Consider the following 17330-nt stretch of genomic DNA (forward strand, 5'->3'; position numbering starts at 1 on the left):
GGCGACGCGACAGGAACCAAAGGAGCGCAAATATTCGACAAGAACGCCGCATTTGATGACATATGCCGGTCGACAGCGCTTCTCACTAAGCAGTACTAAGCAGTAATAAGCGGCACTAAGCGACACCAAGAGACGTGAAAGAGACGAGACCGAGTTTGTTAAGGATAAACAGGACGGCATCCGGATACAGCACACTCGTCCTCTTCATCTGATTTTTATTGCGACAACCTAATACTTATTAAACTCAGGAAATTAGCTTTCTTACTGGAATTTTTTGTGAACTCTGAATTCAGAGTTCATGAATAGTGAGGGTGCAACAGCCTTATTGTCAAGTTAAAACCACCCATAAAATTCTTGAAGAAAATTTCATTACTTGTATTCTGAATTCAGAGTAGTCTTTGCAGAATGTTAATTCTAAAGTCTTAGTCATTAAATTTCATTAAAGAAATCTAATGTACAAAAGTTATATTTCAGGAGACCCGATGGACCATATTTTGACCCTTGCAGATGCGGTTGCCACCCATGCGCGACTTAGCCCCCAAAAGATCGGCGTGATGGATACGACCAGATCGCTCACGTTCCGCCAATGGCAGGAGCGGGCCTCCAGATTAGGCAATGGACTGCTCGATTTAGGATTAAAAAAAGGCGATCGTGTGGCGCTGCTAGCTTACAACTGCATCGAGTGGATGGAAATGTATGTGGGCCTGTCGCAGGCCGGGCTGGTAGCAGTACCGATCAATTTCCGACTATCGGCTCCTGAGATCGCTTACATTATCAAAAACTGCGGTGCCTCGGCATGTATCGTTCAGGACACGTTGTCCGAAAAGGTCGACGCCATTCGGCATGAAGTACCCATTGCGTCGCATCGTTATATTTATTTTGGTTCGGCCGCGCCCGCCGGATACCAAGAGTACGAAGCATTGATTGATGCTTCTGATAGCAGCACTCCACCGATTGTGGTGGAGGGTTCCGATACTTTTGCCCTGTTGTACACCTCGGGGACAACGGGCCGGCCCAAGGGTGCCATCCGTAACCATGCCGGGAATGCCCAGATCGCTATCGCAACCGCGCTGGAAATGGGCTTCACGAGAAATGACCGCGGTTTGTTAGTGATGCCGATGTGTCACGCAAACTCAATCTACTTTTGCGTAGCCTTTGTCTATCTGGGTGCGACGGTAGTCATTGATAACCGTAAAAGCTTTGATCCTGAAGCGCTGATCGCAACGCTGGCAAATGAGCGCATTACCTTCACCTCACTGGTCCCTACCCACTATGTGATGATTCTTGAGCTTCCCGCAGCGGTGCGAGAAAAGTACGATGTCAGTGCGGTCGCCAAGTTAATGATTTCATCCGCGCCAGCGCGCAAGGAACTCAAGCTGGCCATCATGGATTACTTCGAAAATGGCAAGCTGCACGAATTGTACGGATCGACCGAGCTAGGCTGGGTCACGCTTTTGCGTCCAGAAGAACAGCTCGACAAGCTCGGATCCGTCGGCAGGGAATGGGCCTGCTCGGGCGCTATCAAAATGCTCGGCGCAGACGGCAACGAAGTCCCTGACGGTGAAGTTGGCGAGTTGCATTCGCGTACTCCGTATGTGTTCGACGGGTATTGGGACAATCCGGAAAAAACCACCGAAGCGTTCGCCGGAAAGTGGTGCTCTGTCGGTGACATGGCGCGACGCGATAGCGATGGATATATTTATCTGGTAGATCGAAAGAGCAACATGATTATCAGCGGAGGTGAAAATATCTATCCCTCGGAGGTGGAATATGTCATCGCTTCGCATACTGCCGTCAAAGAAGTCGCTGTCATCGGCATGCCCGATATCAAATGGGGGGAATTTGTCCAAGCCATCGTGGTCCTTTATCCCGGACAGACCGCGACGGAAGCTGAAATTCTGGGTTGGTGCAGAGATCGCCTTGCCGGCTTCAAGCGCCCACGCACGGTCGTATTTGTCACCGAAGAACAAATGCCACGCACAGCGACCGGAAAAATTCAGCACCGTCTGTTGCGCGACCAACTTCTATCAGCAGCGATCGGCAATACGAGCGACGAAGCTGATACATTGGTCACCGCTTTGGTTCACCCGTGACCCGATGAGAGCGCATCATGAAAAATAGTCTGGCGCGCATCACTGTGATTATCAGCCACCTGGATTTGCACTCCTACCCCAGTCTGCTCGCACGCGAAGTGCAAAGCATCGTTCCTTCTTTTTCTGACGTGGCAGATGTTCGCGTCATGGATTTACCATTTCGCGATAGCCTCGCATATGCCAAGGAAGCCGAACGATCCGGCGAAGTCGAGATATTTGTCTGTGCTGGCGCGACGGGTGCATTTTTACAAAAAAACCTAGCGACGCCAGTAGTGCTGATGAAAAGTACTGGCAACGATCTGATGCTTGCGATGTATGAGGCAATTAATCATTCTACGAAAATTGCCGTACTAAGCTATCAGAAAACAAACGTGGAATTAGCACACACAGGCGACCTGTGGAAAGTCGCATTCAAGAGCTATCAATATAGCACTCTCGACCAGGTTAAAGAGCAGGTAAGCAATCTGCGTACGTCCGGTTGCGAGGTCGTCATTGGGTCTTCCATGGTTACCGAAGTCGCCACTGCCGCAGGATTAATAGGCGTACTGCTATTATCAGCGCGCTCCATCCGGCTGGCGATCGACGAAGCGTTGCTGTTAATTCGGTCCCAACGGGCAGAATCTTCGCGTCGGCGTCACATCAACGCCATCCTCCGGCATCTTACCGACGGTGTGGTAGCGCTTGATGCGACCGGCAAAATTCAAGCGGCAAATGAAGTATTCGCAGGTTTTTTTAATGCATCAGCGTCAGATATTATCGACCGTCATTTTAACGATGTTGCGCCCGAACTTGATATTCACCAATACCTTAAATCTTCCCCCATCGGCGGCTTTTTGGTCACGGTAAAGCAACGCACTTTACTAGTGAATGCCTATCCGCTTTCCGATGAAACGGAAAACGATGGCACCGTCATCATTTGCCAAGATACGAATGCGGTGCAACGCGCTGACCGCCGCATCCGATCCGGCGCGCGAGGACAGGATTTCCGGGCGACGCATTGTTTGTCCGAAATTGCCGCCGCTGCAAAAAAAACCCAATATTTGGTCAAGCTTGCAGCGGTCTATGCGCGTACCGACTCGACAATTTTGTTGCAAGGAGAAAGCGGCACGGGCAAGGAATTGTTCGCACAAGGAATTCATAATGATAGTGCGCGTGCACACGGACCGTTTGTCGCAGTCAATTGTGCTGCCCTCCCCGAAACTTTGTTGGAAAGCGAACTGTTCGGCTATGAAGATGGCGCGTTCAGTGGCTCGCGGCGAGGGGGCAAGCCCGGTCTATTTGAACTGGCGCACACTGGAACCATCTTTCTCGATGAAATTGGTGATATGCCGCTGCCATTGCAAACAAGGCTGCTGCGGGTTTTGCAAGAACGGGAAGTGATGCGTCTGGGTGGAACGCATACTACTTTGGTTGATGTTCGGGTGATTGCCGCCACGCATCAGAATCTCATTAAACAGATCTCGAACGGAACCTTCCGCCGCGATCTGTTTTACCGGCTCAACGTGCTGCAACTGACACTGCCCCCATTGACTGAACGCCTTGAGGATTTGCCACATCTTTGTCATATCATCATGGAAAAGATCGCCAAACGGTTAAAACTGGGCGACGCTCCCCATCAGGTTATTCCAACGCTACTGCCCCACTTTTTTAAGTACCATTGGCCAGGCAATGTGCGGGAACTGGAAAATATACTAGAGCGCGCGGCAATCTACTTTGCCCACAAAGACGAGCCGCTGTTCCTGCAACAGGAAAGCGATATTGTTAATTTAATCTTTGGACCCAGCGTAACAGAAATCGGTGAGGAACGACCAGCAGAGCATCTGCGGAGCGACCCCGCCTTGCGAACGGTACGGGAATCAAAACAGGCGGTTAATATTTGTGCCGGAAATTTTTCGGCCGCAGCAAAATTGTTAGGGATAAGTCGCTCTACGCTCTACCGGCGCATGAAATCGAATAGCACCGCCTAAACTGGTGAATTAGTTTAAGTGGCGTGTTGAATCTGACTACCGGTAACCCGCGCCGGCAGCCTTGCTATACAAATAAGTTCAGATAAGTTGTGTTACCAGACGTATACAAAGCGTGCGTTGACGGCGTCAGTTACCGAGCGATTTTCGCCTTTTAATCCGCGGCCATAATGTACTGCAAGCGAATAATTTGGCGAGAACGTAAACATCATTCCGACGTCTGCGACCGCTTCGTAATTCATCGGCTGTCCATTTTTCGCCATCTGACGTTCGTAATCGACGCCGATATATGGCATCAGTAGCGATGTCACCGAATAGCCGACGCGATGATGCGTGGACAATGTAGTGGGCGCCTTTATATCGGTGCTATTGTTTTTTCCAGGCCAGTCCCAAACCAGGTCCGCAGTATAGTTGAGTCCGCCAAATTGTACAGCGCCGAACACGGACTGAATGATTCTCCAACGATCTCCACCGCCTACACTACTGTTGCCTAATGGTGCCTGGAATAGAAAGTCAGTGCCGATAGTGGTGTCTTTAGTTGGCTTGTACCAGGCGAATCCGCCAGCTATCGGGTCGGCCATTCCGCTCGCTGTAGTGTGCGCCGAATTATTCTGGACGCTGACCAGCGGCGCAATCACTTCCCAGCCGACGCCGATATTCGGGTTGCTTTCCAGCGTCCACGCATGGACGTATTTGGTCAGGCTGACGTTGACCCTGACGTCTGGCGCGCCTACCTTGCTGCCGGAAGAATTCCATTGCCTGTGCGTGCTGTCGATGTAGCCGTATTCGACCAAAATGTTTATCGGGGCACTCAAGTTGCCCGGCAACTGATATTCAAGCGGGCCGATAAAGCCGCGGCCCGTTTCAGCGTAAGCCGTCGATGCCGATAGGCATGCTAACAGTATGGACGCGGTCATCAGGCGGTGACTAACGTTGGTCTTTACCGTCATATTTTTTTCGATCATTTTCTGTCTCCTGTTATTAAAATTTTTGTCCTCCCCGGTTCAGGACTTATCCCTCTCCTTGGTATTTGCTATGCACAATACATGCCCGAAAAAATGCTAAGTCGCAAAGAGGCGTGTGACGAATAAAATTGGTGCACCTCTTTATTTGAGAGCTTGAGGGTTCTAATTGCATGATCACAAGGTCGAATACCACGTAACGCATGCACGCGAACAGATCGAAAATCCGTGCCTGCAATATCTCCCCTGCGTGGCCATAACATTGCTGACAAGCCTCGGACACCGTTGCGTTATGTCGCGTCGATAGAACACTGCGACAGTTCAGCGCTACAGCCTGTCGGCCAGAATGCCGGCCCATTAGTGGACACAACCCACCTACTCGCAGCCGAATAAGCAAACAGGAGGATCGAAAAGTTCTTCGATAAAGACTGGCATGCATCCTGCTCTTAACCCTGTACACACATAGTGAGGAGGTTGCATGAGTGATACATTAAAAAGCCCATCGGGCGAGCAAACAATTGAAAGTCCAGTGCGCCGCAATATCTTGCGCGCCGCCAGCACGCTGGCAATCACCTGCCTCGGCGGCAGCTACATTCCAATTGCACTTGCCGACGATAACTCCACACGACCGCAGCCGGGACATCGTCTTGCGCGCGTTGATGCGCCAGGGCCCGTCACGCCACTACGCCTGACCGATATTCCTCGCAGCGGTGCGCCGGTGTATGCGTTTTCTTATGATCCGAAGGACAAGATTCCACAGGACGGTTCACGCCTCAATAAGATCGCTTTGGTACGGGTCGATACGGCTGCTCTAAGCGAAGAAGCGGCGAAAGGCGCCGTGGATGGCGTTCTGGCTTTTTCTGCTGTTTGCACGCATCAGGGATGCGAAGTGACGGAGTTTCTTTTAAAAGAGAATGCGCTCATGTGCTTTTGCCATTTCTCTAAATTTGACACGCTCAATTCGGGCGCAGTCATTTCCGGTCCGGCTCCGCGCAATCTTCCCCACCTTCTGCTTACGGCAGAAGGGGGCGAAATTGTCATTGCGCAAGGATTCAGTTCAGTACCAGGTGTTAAAAAGTCTGGCTAACAGCCAGACAGGGAGTGGCGAGGCGCGAAGCGTCGCTGCTAAAAAGGCGCACAGTCGCGAAATCGACTGATGTCACAAAACAAGATGGAGAAGACAATGATGAAAAAAAATCGCATTACAAGCCTATTGGCGATGGCAGCTTTTCTGCCGGTTGCCGTGATAGCCGCAGAGACGCCCGCGGGCACCGATCTCAAACCCTACACCCCGGTGACCGACCAGCGACTCTCCAAACCGGAGCCGCAAAACTGGTTGATGTACCGTGCCAACTACGAATCGTGGGGATATAGTCCGCTCAAAAAAATTAACACCGACAACGTCAAAAATCTGAAACTGGCATGGAGCTACGCGACCGGCATGCTGGACGGCCACCAGTCTCCGCCTATCGTCAACAATGGCTACATGTACGTCACGACACCGAACAATCAGGTGATTGCATTCGAGGCTAAATCGGGCAAGGAAATTTGGCGCTACAAAAAGCAAATCCCGGAAGAGCTTCAGCAGCTGCATCCGACCAATCGCGGCGTTGCACTGTACGGCGACAAAGTGTTTATCGCCACCACCGACGCGTTTGTCGTCGCGCTCGATGCCGTCACTGGTAAAGAGCTGTGGAAAACGGCGTCGGCAGATTGGAAGGCCGGCTATTACTCAACACTGGCTCCGCTCGCAGCTGAAGGTAAAATCATGATTGGCGTGTCCGGCGGTGAGTACGGCATTCGCGGCTTTATTGCCGCTTATGATGCCGACACCGGCAAGGAAGTATGGAAGCGCCATACGATTCCAGCACCAGGTGAGACTGGTTCAGAGACCTGGCCAAAAGATGATTCCTGGAAAACGGGCGGTGGTTCGGTATGGGTGACGGGCAGCTATGATTCCAATACTAAAGTGTCTTATTGGGGTATCGGTAATGCGGCCTCATGGATGCCCGATACTCGACCAGGGGACAATCTGTTTTCGTCTTCCGTGATGGGGATTGATGTTAATACCGGTGAACTCAAAGGGCATCATCAGTACCATTATGGCGATGGCTGGGACTGGGATGAAGTTTCCGCACCGCTGCTGATTGATATCGAACGCAACGGAAAGAAAGTCAAATCACTGGTGCATGCTGGTCGGGATGGTTACCTTTGGTGGCTGGAGCGTGACAAGGACAAGATCGATTTTGTCGATGCGTGGCCATTTGTACTGCAAAATGTCTTTACCGGCATCGATAAGAAGACCGGTCGACCATCTTACAATCCTACCCGCGTGCCCGCCACTGGAAAAACGGTCAACTTCTGTCCGTCGCTGTGGGGCGGCAAAGATTGGACACCTGAAGCGTACAACCCGAACACGGGCCTGTTATATGTTCCGGCAAATAACAACCTCTGTGCGGAAATCACTGGCATATCGGCAGGTAAGTATAAGCCTGGCCAGTTGTTTATCGGCGTATCCCTCGACAACATCCTGACGCACGTTCGTCTGGATGAAGCAGCCAAAAAGAATATTGGAGAAGTGCAGGCATGGGATATGAAAACCGGCAAAAAAGTCTGGACCCACACTTATCCGCAAATGAACTGGGGTCCGTTACTCACCACCGGAGGCAATCTGGTATTTGGCGGCGGTACCAATGATCGCAAGTTCAGGGCCTTCGACGCGCGTAATGGCAAACTGTTGTGGGAACAGGCGATGAGTTCCGGCGTGATCGGCGTTCCTACCAGTTTTGAGGTCGATGGCGTGCAGTATATTGCCGTCCAGTCTGGCTGGGGCATTGATGCAGCGCGTATGCAAGGCGCCTTCGATGCGGTGATGCCAACTAAAACATTGGTACCACAGGGTGGCGTAGTCAACGTGTTCCGATTGGAATAGTAGCTGACCGTATTGCATTCTTAAAAGGTTGTCCCAAGAAGGCATGTCCGGGCGGTTGCCTGCGGCATGCCCGACCAACAATAAATGGAGAAGCTATGTCGCATCACTATCAGAACTATATCGATGGGCATTTTATTGACGCTGGCAGCAGTGGTCAGATTGAAATCTATAACCCCGCTACCCAAGGATTTATCGGGACCGTTTCAGATAGCACGTCGGATGCCGTGGATGCGGCCGTGTCGGCAGCGCGCGTGGCGCAGCGCAGCTGGGCAAAGCTGCCAGCGATTGAGCGGGCAGGCCACTTGCGCGCGATCTCGGCAAAGATTCGTCAGCATGTTGATCGTCTGGCAGAAATCATCACCCGCGAGCAGGGCAAGACCCTTGAACTTGCGCGCGTCGAGGTCTCCTTCACTGCCGATTACATCGACTATATGGCCGAATGGGGCCGCCGTATCGAAGGGGAAGTCATCACCAGTGACCGGGTCGGTGAAACTATCTTCATGTTACGCAAACCGCTCGGCGTGGTGGCGGGAATCTTGCCGTGGAATTTCCCCTTCTTCCTGATCGCGCGCAAGATGGCACCGGCATTGATCACCGGTAACACCATCGTGATCAAGCCTAGCGAAGAATCGCCTATTAATGCGTATGAATTCGCGAAACTGGTGGATGAGACCGATCTTCCAAAAGGTGTGTTTAATCTGGTCAACGGGCGCGGTGCTTCGGTAGGTGCAACGCTGACCGGCCATGCGGATATCAATATGGTGAGCTTCACCGGCAGCGTTGACGTTGGTATGCGCATCATGGGCAGTGCAGCCAAAAATATGACCCGGGTCAATTTGGAGCTAGGCGGCAAGGCACCTGTGATAGTGCTGGAGGACGCCGACCTCAACCTCGCCGCAAAGGCGATCTGGGATTCCCGCATTACCAATACGGGACAACTCTGCAACTGCGCGGAGCGCATCTACGTCGCCAGTTCCGTAGCCGACGAGCTAACCGCCAAAATCGCGACGCATATGAAAAGTACGCGCTTCGGGGACCCTCTCTCACAATCGGACCTGCACATGGGGCCGCTGATCAATAAACAAGCATTGCATAGGGTCGATGCGATGGTCCAGCGTGCTTTAGCCGAAGGTGCTGAACTGGTCACCGGCGGTAGAATTGCCGGTCGGGATGATGGATTTCACTACGAACCCACAGTCCTGATGAATTGCTCTCACAAAATGGAGATCATGCATAAGGAAGTGTTCGGACCAGTCATCCCGATACAAAAAATTGATAGCCTTGAAGAAGCTATTCAACTTGCAAATGATAGCCAATATGGCTTGACCTCCTCAATCTTCACCCGCAATCTTAATCATGCAATGCAGGCATGCCATGCGCTTGAGTTTGGTGAAACTTATGTAAACCGTGAACACTTTGAAGCGATGCAAGGCTTCCATGCCGGTCGCCGCAAATCGGGCATCGGTGGTGCAGATGGCAAGCATGGATTGTATGAGCACTTGGAGACGCAGGTAGTTTATATGAATCACGGCCAGCTTTAACAGGGCGCGTGCGCCGGTGCAAAAGCCTGTTACACCGGCGCCTATGGCTAAGTATTTTTAGACAAGTGCATTAAAACGAAAATTTGCAGGCGACGGACTCCGCGGCGATGCGAGGATTTCACGCCGGACCAAAACACTCTGGAACCTTAGTTGCCTGGCAGCGCCTGCATCCAGCGGAGAATAAAATGAACACAGCACCATTGACCATAAGAGACATAACAGCGCGCGCTGTTATAGCGCCCATCAGTCGCCCGATCCGTACCGCCGTCGGCACTATTCCTGCCGCACCACTCGTCTTGCTTGATGTCACTACAGAAGAGGGGATCACGGGTCGGTCATACCTGTTCGGCTATACCCCGACATCGTTAATTCCCCTGGTGAAAATTGTTGAGGAGCTGGCACGCGATCTTAAAGGCAAGGCAGTCGTACCGGTAGATCGCATGCGCGAACTCGACCTGCGCTTTCGGCTGCTTGGAACGCAGGGCTTGCTGGGAATGGTGATTTCAGGGCTGGACATGGCTTTTTGGGACATATTGGGGAAGGCGGCTGGCATGCCGGTAGTGCGACTCTTAGGCGGATCGCCGAGGGCGCTTCGTGCGTACGATAGCTACGGTGTAGTAGACGTTCGCGCCGACGAACGCGATATCTTGCAATCGTTAGAACGTGGATTTGAGGGAATCAAGATCAAAATCGGCGATGCCGACCTCAAGAAAGATATAGACACAGTACGCGCCGTACGCGAGATGATCGGACCGGACGTCGCGCTAATGCTTGATTACAATCAGAGCCTCGGGCCAGCCGAAGCGTGCCGACGGATTGAGCGCTTGCTGGAGTTCGACCTTCATTGGGTTGAAGAGCCAGTTTCAGCGCAAGATTTACAAGGTCATGCACGGGTCCGGGCATCAAGCGGTGCCCGCATTCAGACCGGCGAGAACTGGTGGTTCCCCAGAGACATGCAACGTGCTATCAGCGCAGGCGCGTGCGACTTCGCTATGCCCGACATCATGAAAATTGGTGGAGTAACTGGGTGGATGGCTGCGGCGGCACTCGCTGATGCGGCTTCCTTGCCTGTGTCCAGCCACCTTTTCATCGAAGCAAGTTCTCATGTGTTGGCAGTAACACCCACATTCCACTGGCTTGAGTACCTCGACTTTGCCGGTGGCATCGTTGAGGAGCGTCATGAAGTGGTCAATGGAACAATCACCGCGAAGGGTCCAGGCCTGGGGATCAGTTGGGATGAACAAGCGGTATCGCGCTATATGGTTCAGTGACAAAGATTGGTCCAATGACATAGCTAAAGAAAAGATATTTTCGCTATTTGAGATTCATCCAATCAAAAAAAAGATCGTCTTTGTGACAGTGAGTGCGCTTTAATTTCCTTTGTCCTCATGCCTAAAGGAGAACTTTCTCTTTTTTAAGCGAAGGAAACGCCACTACTTTAATGCACTAAAAACTACATTTGTAAAAACATGTAAAGTAAGCAATCTCATTGGTCCAATAAATCCTCTTTTCCCAGTCCTTATTACCCGCAACAACGGAGAGTAGTCATGAATTTCACCCTTCCACCGGAAATCTGCGCACTGCGTGATCGCACACGGCGCTTTATCGCCGAGCAGGTCATTCCCTTAGAGAAAGACGCCCGCCAGTCCAGCCATGGCCCCAACGAGGCGCTACGCCGCGAACTGATTGAGCGCGGCCGCGCAGCGGGCCTGCTCACGCCCCATGCTTCGCTAGAGATGGGCGGCCTGGGCCTGAGTCATGTCGCAAAAGCCGCCATTTTTGAAGAAGCCGGCTACTCATGGCTAGGACCCACGGCGCTCAACATCCATGCGCCCGACGAAGGCAATATTCACCTCATGGAAGAAGTTGGCACCCACGCACAAAAAGAACGCTGGCTACGCCCACAGGTCGCCGGCAAGACGCGCTCGTGCTTTGCCATGACTGAGCCTTCACCGGGAGCAGGGGCCGATCCGTCGATGCTGATGACCCATGCCGTACGCGATGGCGATGACTACGTCATCAACGGCCTGAAATGGTTCATTACCGGTGCCGACGGTGCGGACTACGCCATCATCATGGCGCGCATGGAAGATGGCTCGGCCACGATGTTTCTGACCGACATGGACCGCCCCGGCATCACCCTTGAACGCAATATGGATGCGATGGACGCCTGCTTCACCGGCGGTCATGGGGTACTGCGCTTCACCGATCTGCGCATTCCCGCAAGCGATGTATTGGGCGAAGTAGGCAAAGGCTTTCGGTACGCACAGGTGCGCCTGGCACCCGCACGCCTGACACACTGCATGCGCTGGCTAGGACAAGCCCGCCGTGCGCACGACATTGCCCTCGAATACATCCGTCGTCGCCAGGCCTTCGGCAAGCCTCTGGCAGAACACGAAGGTGTGGGCTTCATGCTGGCAGACAATGACATGGATCTGCACACTGCACGCCTGCACATCTGGCACACTGCCTGGATGCTGGATCAGGGCGAAAAATGCAACTTCGAATCGAGTCGCGCCAAGGTGGTTTGCTCGGAGGCTGAGTGGCGCGTGGTAGATCGCTGCGTGCAGATGCTGGGTGGACAGGGTGTGACGGCCGAAACTGCTGTCATGCGCATCTTCACTGACATGCGGGCTTTCCGCATCTACGATGGTCCGAGCGAAGTGCACCGCTGGAGCATGGCGCGCAAGCTGGTACATCAGGCTGACAAGGCGGCCGCCGCCGGAGACCAGACATGATACAAAACATGCATAAAGCCATAGACCGATTTCGCCTTGATGGGCGCATAGTCCTGATAACAGGGGCCTCCAGCGGCTTGGGCAACCATTTTGCCCATCTGCTCGCCAGCGCGGGTGCACGCGTAGCAGTGGCGGCGCGTCGTGCCGACAAGTTGCAGTGTTTAGTTGAGAGCATCACCGCTGCTGGTGGCCAAGCACGCGCACTTGCGCTAGACGTCACCGACAGTACCAGTGTGCGCAATTGCTTCCATGAACTGACCAGCTGGGGCGTGCCCGATGTGGTCGTGAACAACGCTGGTATTACCGTGACGCGTCCGTTGCTGGAACAAACCGAAGAAGACTTCGACAGTGTGATTGAGACCAATCTCAAGGGCTGCTGGCTGGTCGCTACCGAGGCCGCGCGACGCATGGTGGCTACAGGCCGTGGCGGTAGCATCGTCAACATCGCCTCCATCCTGGGCGAGCGGGTGGCCAGCGGTGTGGCACCCTATGCCATCTCCAAGGCCGGCGTAGTGCAGACCACCAAGGTGATGGCGCTGGAGTTGGCGCGGCATAACATCCGGGTCAACGCGTTGCTGCCCGGTTACGTGGTGACGGACTTGAACCGTGAATTTCTCAGCAGCGCCGCGGGCGACAAACTGCGCTCGCGCATTCCGACCCGCCGTTTCAACGAGCTGACCGATCTGGACGGCCCGCTGCTACTACTCGTCTCCGACGCCGGTTCAGGGATGTCGGGTTCCACCCTTGCCGTAGACGGCGCGCATCTGGTAAATTCTCTATGAACATACGTTCGGTTTCCCTGCCAATGGAAGCGTTAGCGCATTATCTGCAAGCGCAAGGACTAAGCGGTGACGGACCGCTCAATGCATCGCCGCTGACCGGCGGCCAGTCAAATCCGACATTTCGGCTCAGCACCGGCGCGCGTCACTATGTGCTGCGCAAAAAACCGCCGGGACAACTGATTGCATCAGCCCATGCCATCGACCGCGAATACCGCGTAATGAAAGCGCTGCGAGGCACTGATGTGCCGGTGCCGCATATGTATCTCTATTGTGAGGACGAGAGCATCGTCGGAACCCCGTTTTATCTGATGGAATTTCTCGACGGCCGGGTACTGGTGGACCAATCCCTGCCGGGTATGGCGCCTGCTGAGCGAGGTACTATTTATCGTGAAATGAGCCGCGTGATCGCTGCGCTGCACAGCGTGGACCAAGAGGCCGTCGGCCTTGCAAGCTACGGCAAGCCCGGCAACTATTTTGCGCGGCAGATTACCCGCTGGTCGCGTCAATGCCGCGAATCTACCCTGCCAGTCAACGACGCGATGCAAAAGCTGATGGATTGGTTGCCCGATAATATTCCGCAAGGCGACGAAACCACGTTGGTACATGGCGACTATCGGCTCGACAATCTAGTGTTTCATCCGACCGAATCTCGCGTCATTGGCGTGCTCGACTGGGAGCTGTCAACTTTGGGGCATCCGCTGGCAGATTTGTCTTACCAATGCATGTCCTGGCGCATTTCGCCCACCTTGTGGCGCGGCATTGCAGGGCTTGATCTGGCAGCACTGGGCATCCCGAAGGAAGAAGAATACGTGGCGATGTACACCGAGGCGACCGGGCGCGACCCGGCAGAGCATTGGGACTTCTACCTTGCCTACAATCTGTTCCGCATGGCAGCGATTCTGCACGGCATTGCACAGCGCGCTGCGGATGGCAACGCTGCGGCGCATGACGCGGTAGAAACCGGGCGCAAGGCAGCGCCGTTGGCCGAACTCGGTTGGGAATCTGCACAGCGCTATGAGGCATCCAGGCGTTAACGTTATGTTGTACTGACTTCGAACCGTCAATCATCAGCGCCAATGTATATACGAAACAATTGTATATACGAAAATCAATGAAACATGAATCGCCATTCGTCTCAAACACTTACCGATAGGAGCTCTTATGGCACAACAAATCGTCATTAAGCAGTACGGAGGACCGGAAGTTCTCACGCTACAAGACGTCGATGTTGGACATCCCGGCCCCGGCGAAGCCAAGCTGCTGCACACTAAGATTGGGGTAAATTTTCATGATGTGTACGTCAGGTCAGGTTTGTATAAGACCTTGACCCTGCCCGGTACGCCGGGTATAGAGGCGGCAGGCGTTGTGATGGAACTAGGAAAGGGCGTCAACAACGTCAATATTGGCGATCGGGTTGCCTACATCACGGGCGCTTACGGTGTATATGCGTCGGAACGCCTGATTGATGCAAATTTATTGATTTCATTGCCAGATACGCTCACCGATACCGTTGCCGCCTCTGCTCTACTACGCGGACTGACGGTCGAGATGCTGTTAAATAGGGTCCATCAGGTTCGCGCAGGAATGACGATCCTGGTTCAGGCTGCGGCCGGTGGCGTAGGTCAGATGCTATGTCAGTGGGCAACTAAAAAAGGTGCCGTTGTCATTGGTACTGCTGGCTCTGAAGAGCAAGTTCGGCTTGCGCAAGCCGCAGGTTGCTGCCATGTCATTCGATACCTTGCAGAGGACGTCGCCAATAGCGTGCGCGCCTACACGGATGGACGTGGCGTTGATGTGGCCTACGATGGCGTGGGGAAAGAGACATTCGCTGGCTCCTTGAGTTCTCTGGCATTTTGCGGACATTTAGTCAATTTCGGCCAGGCATCCGGCGCCGTTCCGCCTTTCGAGGTATCGCAGTTAGCTGCCAAATCGAATTCGCTTTCACGGCCCATCGTTTTTCACTATACACGGGAGAATCATGTGCGAGCGCAAATGGCTCAAAACGTCATTGGTGCTTTAACTGAGGGTTGGCTGAAGGTCAATCCTGCGATTGAGTTTCCCCTTTTTAATGCCGCCGACTGTCATCGACTACTGGAAGCGAAAGGTGCTTCAAGGCCGCTATTGTTAGTTCCGTAAAAAGCGACAGTCCAGAAATCTCATCAGCGATTCAAAAGTGACACCGACGATCCGCGCTGAGCGTCGAGTCGGCTGCGGCCTTACAAAGGTTATATAAACCAGCCGTTCCAAAACCATTGGCAAAAAAATCGTCGCCTAAAACGGCGACTAGTAGCAATGTGTGGCATTCCAAAATCATCGCGGACGGCAATCAAAGTAAATCTGGAAACAAACCAAAATCCGTAAGTCACTGAATTTACAGGAGTAGCCCTTCTTTTGTGGGACTGTTAAAAAGGCTGGGGTTCTTGCTTAGCCCCCCGTCGTAAAAGTTCAAGAAAGCGGCTTATGTGCTCCGGTAGTTCACTCATTTTCTTGTAATAAGCTGCAAGTTTCGTTGGAAGATCGTCATTGATCACAGCACACCGTACTTGTGCCAGCAAATGCGCACCGCGGGTTGTCCACCTCATCTGTTGGCGCTTGCACATTCGGGCATTGATGATTTGGTTGACCGCAGATTCTGCCATCGCCGTTGAAATTGGCTTATTTTCTTTCTGTCGCTTTGCATAGGCAACAAGTGAAGTCTTGTTGCCTTCGATGTATATCCACTCGCAATCGATAGTCAAGATGACGCAAGCTCTCTTTAAAGGCAGGCGTTTCTGCGACGATGATGCGACACAGCACAAGCGCCTGTCGGATTTTATCCTCCGCTTTCTCAAAGCTGGCATGCCAAAGCACCATCGTAGTTTTGTTATCTCTTGATGCAGTAGATTCTTTGTATGCGTTTCTGTCTCGGACCATGCCTGTATACCTTGCGAGATTGGTTCCAGATATCGGATGCGCATAGAGAGATGGAACCAGTCCAGGATGGGCGTTACAGGAAACGGCAGCTGACGATGTATGCTCTGGACGCCACTGCCACCATCCGTAATCACACAAACCTATGGAGACATGGTTCCTGCACATGTCTGAAGCAATGTGGCAAATCTGTCTGCAATCGACGGAACTTCGCTACGCACGCAAGCGAAAACGCGAGGCTTCACCCCTGAAGCAGCAAGACGTCCCGTCAGCATCTCGAACGAGGCCGGCCGTACCTTTTCTCGTCCTCGCACGAATCCACCGTCGACTGCGATTGACCACTCCGTGTCCGGTGATAGTGCTTCGCCGGGTGCCAATTCAATAGCGTCTATCCTGCCCTTACTTGTAATGTCCTATTCTGTACTGTCACATAAAAGCGTCCGCCTGCTACACACCACGGAATTTCGCCAGATGGGTCTGCGGGTGAATGCCCTGGCGATTCGACGAGTAAGTGAACCAGGTCGCCGGTGCCTCCGTCGAACCGGAACAGCGGTCGTCGCGTACATACACCCAGGTCCGCGCAGTCTTCGTTTGGCCATTGCCCGGTACCAGCACCGGCATGGTCGTGTCGTCAGTATGCACCTTGCCCGGTGCCATCACGTAGCGCTGCAGTGCTTCCACCAGCGGCGCACCAGCGCGCCGCAGGCACCGATCCAGCGGGCCACCGCTGAACGGTCCGGCGCGACACCCTGTCGCGCATAAATCTCTGCCTGTCGGTACAACGGCTGGTGATCGGCGAATTTTACCACAATATTCTGGGCCAGCAATCCCGGCCCGGCGATGCCGCGTTCAATCGGCTGGCTCGGCGCGACGCCCTGGATAACCCGGTCGCAGCAGGCGCAGGCGCGCTTGCGCCGCACGTGGCGTAACACCTTGACAGCGGCACCGATGATTTCCAGTTGTTCCGAGACGTCGTCGCCGAGGTACTTGAAACCACCACCGCATTGCACGCAGAGCATCTCGGCGGGTTCATAGAGACGTTCGTCGCGTGGCAGATGTTCCGGTAGCGGCTGGCGCGCCGTTGTGGCGCGCCCTGGCAAAATGACGGCAGGCTGTTCCTGTTAGCTCGCACCGTCCTCGGCAACCAGATCTTCGAGGCGGGTTTCGAGTTGCCCAATTTTGCGGTCGATCTTTTCGGATTTGCGACCGAAGTGCATGCGCTTGAGCTGGGCAATTTATAGCGTGAGTTGCGCGATTTCCCGCGTGCGCACATTGAGTGCCTGCGCCAGTGTCGAAACCGCTACGCATAGCTGCTGCACTTCGCTGTCACGTTGTTGCAGCAACGCCTTGAGGGCGGCAATATCATCGGCGAAAGGGCCGGCATCAGGCATGCGCGCAACCGTGGCTG

General features: G+C 53.6%; 12 protein-coding genes and 1 pseudogene. 10 read left to right on the top strand and 3 right to left on the bottom strand.

The window, feature by feature from the left end; all coding sequences use genetic code 11:
- Window positions 1-482 precede the first annotated feature (482 nt).
- Complete coding sequence (locus HAV38_RS20040) at window positions 483-2093, top strand: class I adenylate-forming enzyme family protein (RefSeq protein ID WP_168057177.1); 1611 nt, start codon at window positions 483-485, stop codon at window positions 2091-2093.
- A 17-nt stretch (window positions 2094-2110) separates the two neighbouring features.
- Window positions 2111-4060, top strand: a complete 1950-nt coding sequence (locus tag HAV38_RS20045; protein ID WP_168057178.1) for a sigma 54-interacting transcriptional regulator — start codon at window positions 2111-2113, stop codon at window positions 4058-4060.
- Window positions 4061-4152: 92 nt separating this feature from the next.
- Here HAV38_RS20045 and HAV38_RS20050 read toward each other — a convergent pair whose 3' ends face one another.
- Window positions 4153-5022, bottom strand: coding sequence for a transporter (locus HAV38_RS20050; protein WP_168057179.1), 870 nt, complete (start codon window positions 5020-5022; stop codon window positions 4153-4155).
- A gap of 475 nt (window positions 5023-5497) precedes the next feature.
- On the opposite strand from HAV38_RS20050, the gene HAV38_RS20055 reads away from it, so the two are divergent.
- The 8 genes from HAV38_RS20055 (at window position 5498) to HAV38_RS20090 (ending at window position 15148) form a co-directional block, all read left to right on the top strand.
- Window positions 5498-6106, top strand: coding sequence for a QcrA and Rieske domain-containing protein (locus HAV38_RS20055; protein ID WP_209216834.1), 609 nt, complete (start codon window positions 5498-5500; stop codon window positions 6104-6106).
- Window positions 6107-6202: 96 nt separating this feature from the next.
- Window positions 6203-7951, top strand: a complete 1749-nt coding sequence (locus tag HAV38_RS20060; protein ID WP_245182483.1) for a PQQ-dependent dehydrogenase, methanol/ethanol family — start codon at window positions 6203-6205, stop codon at window positions 7949-7951.
- Window positions 7952-8046: 95 nt separating this feature from the next.
- Window positions 8047-9492: an aldehyde dehydrogenase gene (aldA, locus tag HAV38_RS20065; RefSeq protein ID WP_168057180.1), complete on the top strand. Its 1446-nt coding sequence runs from the start codon at window positions 8047-8049 to the stop codon at window positions 9490-9492.
- Window positions 9493-9677: 185 nt separating this feature from the next.
- The gene (locus HAV38_RS20070; RefSeq protein ID WP_168057181.1) at window positions 9678-10763 is read left to right on the top strand and encodes an enolase C-terminal domain-like protein; all 1086 of its coding nucleotides are present in this window, start codon (window positions 9678-9680) and stop codon (window positions 10761-10763) included.
- A gap of 276 nt (window positions 10764-11039) precedes the next feature.
- Window positions 11040-12230, top strand: a complete 1191-nt coding sequence (locus HAV38_RS20075; RefSeq protein ID WP_168057182.1) for an acyl-CoA dehydrogenase family protein — start codon at window positions 11040-11042, stop codon at window positions 12228-12230.
- 8 nt (window positions 12231-12238) lie between these two features.
- Window positions 12239-13012: an SDR family NAD(P)-dependent oxidoreductase gene (locus HAV38_RS20080; RefSeq protein ID WP_168057316.1), complete on the top strand. Its 774-nt coding sequence runs from the start codon at window positions 12239-12241 to the stop codon at window positions 13010-13012.
- On the top strand, window positions 13009-14046 hold the full coding sequence (locus HAV38_RS20085; RefSeq protein ID WP_168057183.1) for a phosphotransferase: 1038 nt from the start codon (window positions 13009-13011) through the stop codon (window positions 14044-14046). The genes HAV38_RS20080 and HAV38_RS20085 overlap by 4 nt, the downstream gene beginning before the upstream one ends.
- A gap of 127 nt (window positions 14047-14173) precedes the next feature.
- Window positions 14174-15148, top strand: coding sequence for a quinone oxidoreductase family protein (locus HAV38_RS20090; RefSeq protein ID WP_168057184.1), 975 nt, complete (start codon window positions 14174-14176; stop codon window positions 15146-15148).
- A 266-nt stretch (window positions 15149-15414) separates the two neighbouring features.
- On the opposite strand, the gene HAV38_RS20095 is transcribed toward HAV38_RS20090, so the two are convergent.
- Window positions 15415-15750 (bottom strand): hypothetical protein, encoded by a 336-nt coding sequence (locus tag HAV38_RS20095; protein WP_168057185.1) that lies wholly within the window; start codon window positions 15748-15750, stop codon window positions 15415-15417.
- Window positions 15751-16372: 622 nt separating this feature from the next.
- Window positions 16373-17313: pseudogene (tnpC, locus tag HAV38_RS22395) on the bottom strand (IS66 family transposase); the annotation flags it as partial.
- Between the last annotated feature and the right edge of the window lie 17 nt (window positions 17314-17330).

Source organism: Glaciimonas immobilis (genome assembly GCF_011947285.1).
GTDB lineage: Bacteria > Pseudomonadota > Gammaproteobacteria > Burkholderiales > Burkholderiaceae_D > Glaciimonas > Glaciimonas immobilis.

Bases quoted from the DNA above. Each gene is read 5' to 3' on its own strand.
- HAV38_RS20075 (WP_168057182.1), top strand. From the start codon at position 11,040: ATGAATTTCACCCTTCCACCGGAAATCTGCGCACTGCGTGATCGCACA.
- HAV38_RS20070 (WP_168057181.1), top strand. From the start codon at position 9,678: ATGAACACAGCACCATTGACCATAAGAGACATAACAGCGCGCGCTGTT.
- HAV38_RS20060 (WP_245182483.1), top strand. From the start codon at position 6,203: ATGATGAAAAAAAATCGCATTACAAGCCTATTGGCGATGGCAGCTTTT.
- aldA (WP_168057180.1), top strand. From the start codon at position 8,047: ATGTCGCATCACTATCAGAACTATATCGATGGGCATTTTATTGACGCT.
- HAV38_RS20085 (WP_168057183.1), top strand. From the start codon at position 13,009: ATGAACATACGTTCGGTTTCCCTGCCAATGGAAGCGTTAGCGCATTAT.
- HAV38_RS20045 (WP_168057178.1), top strand. From the start codon at position 2,111: ATGAAAAATAGTCTGGCGCGCATCACTGTGATTATCAGCCACCTGGAT.
- HAV38_RS20050 (WP_168057179.1), bottom strand. From the start codon at position 5,022: ATGATCGAAAAAAATATGACGGTAAAGACCAACGTTAGTCACCGCCTG.
- HAV38_RS20080 (WP_168057316.1), top strand. From the start codon at position 12,239: ATGCATAAAGCCATAGACCGATTTCGCCTTGATGGGCGCATAGTCCTG.
- HAV38_RS20090 (WP_168057184.1), top strand. From the start codon at position 14,174: ATGGCACAACAAATCGTCATTAAGCAGTACGGAGGACCGGAAGTTCTC.
- HAV38_RS20040 (WP_168057177.1), top strand. From the start codon at position 483: ATGGACCATATTTTGACCCTTGCAGATGCGGTTGCCACCCATGCGCGA.
- HAV38_RS20055 (WP_209216834.1), top strand. From the start codon at position 5,498: ATGAGTGATACATTAAAAAGCCCATCGGGCGAGCAAACAATTGAAAGT.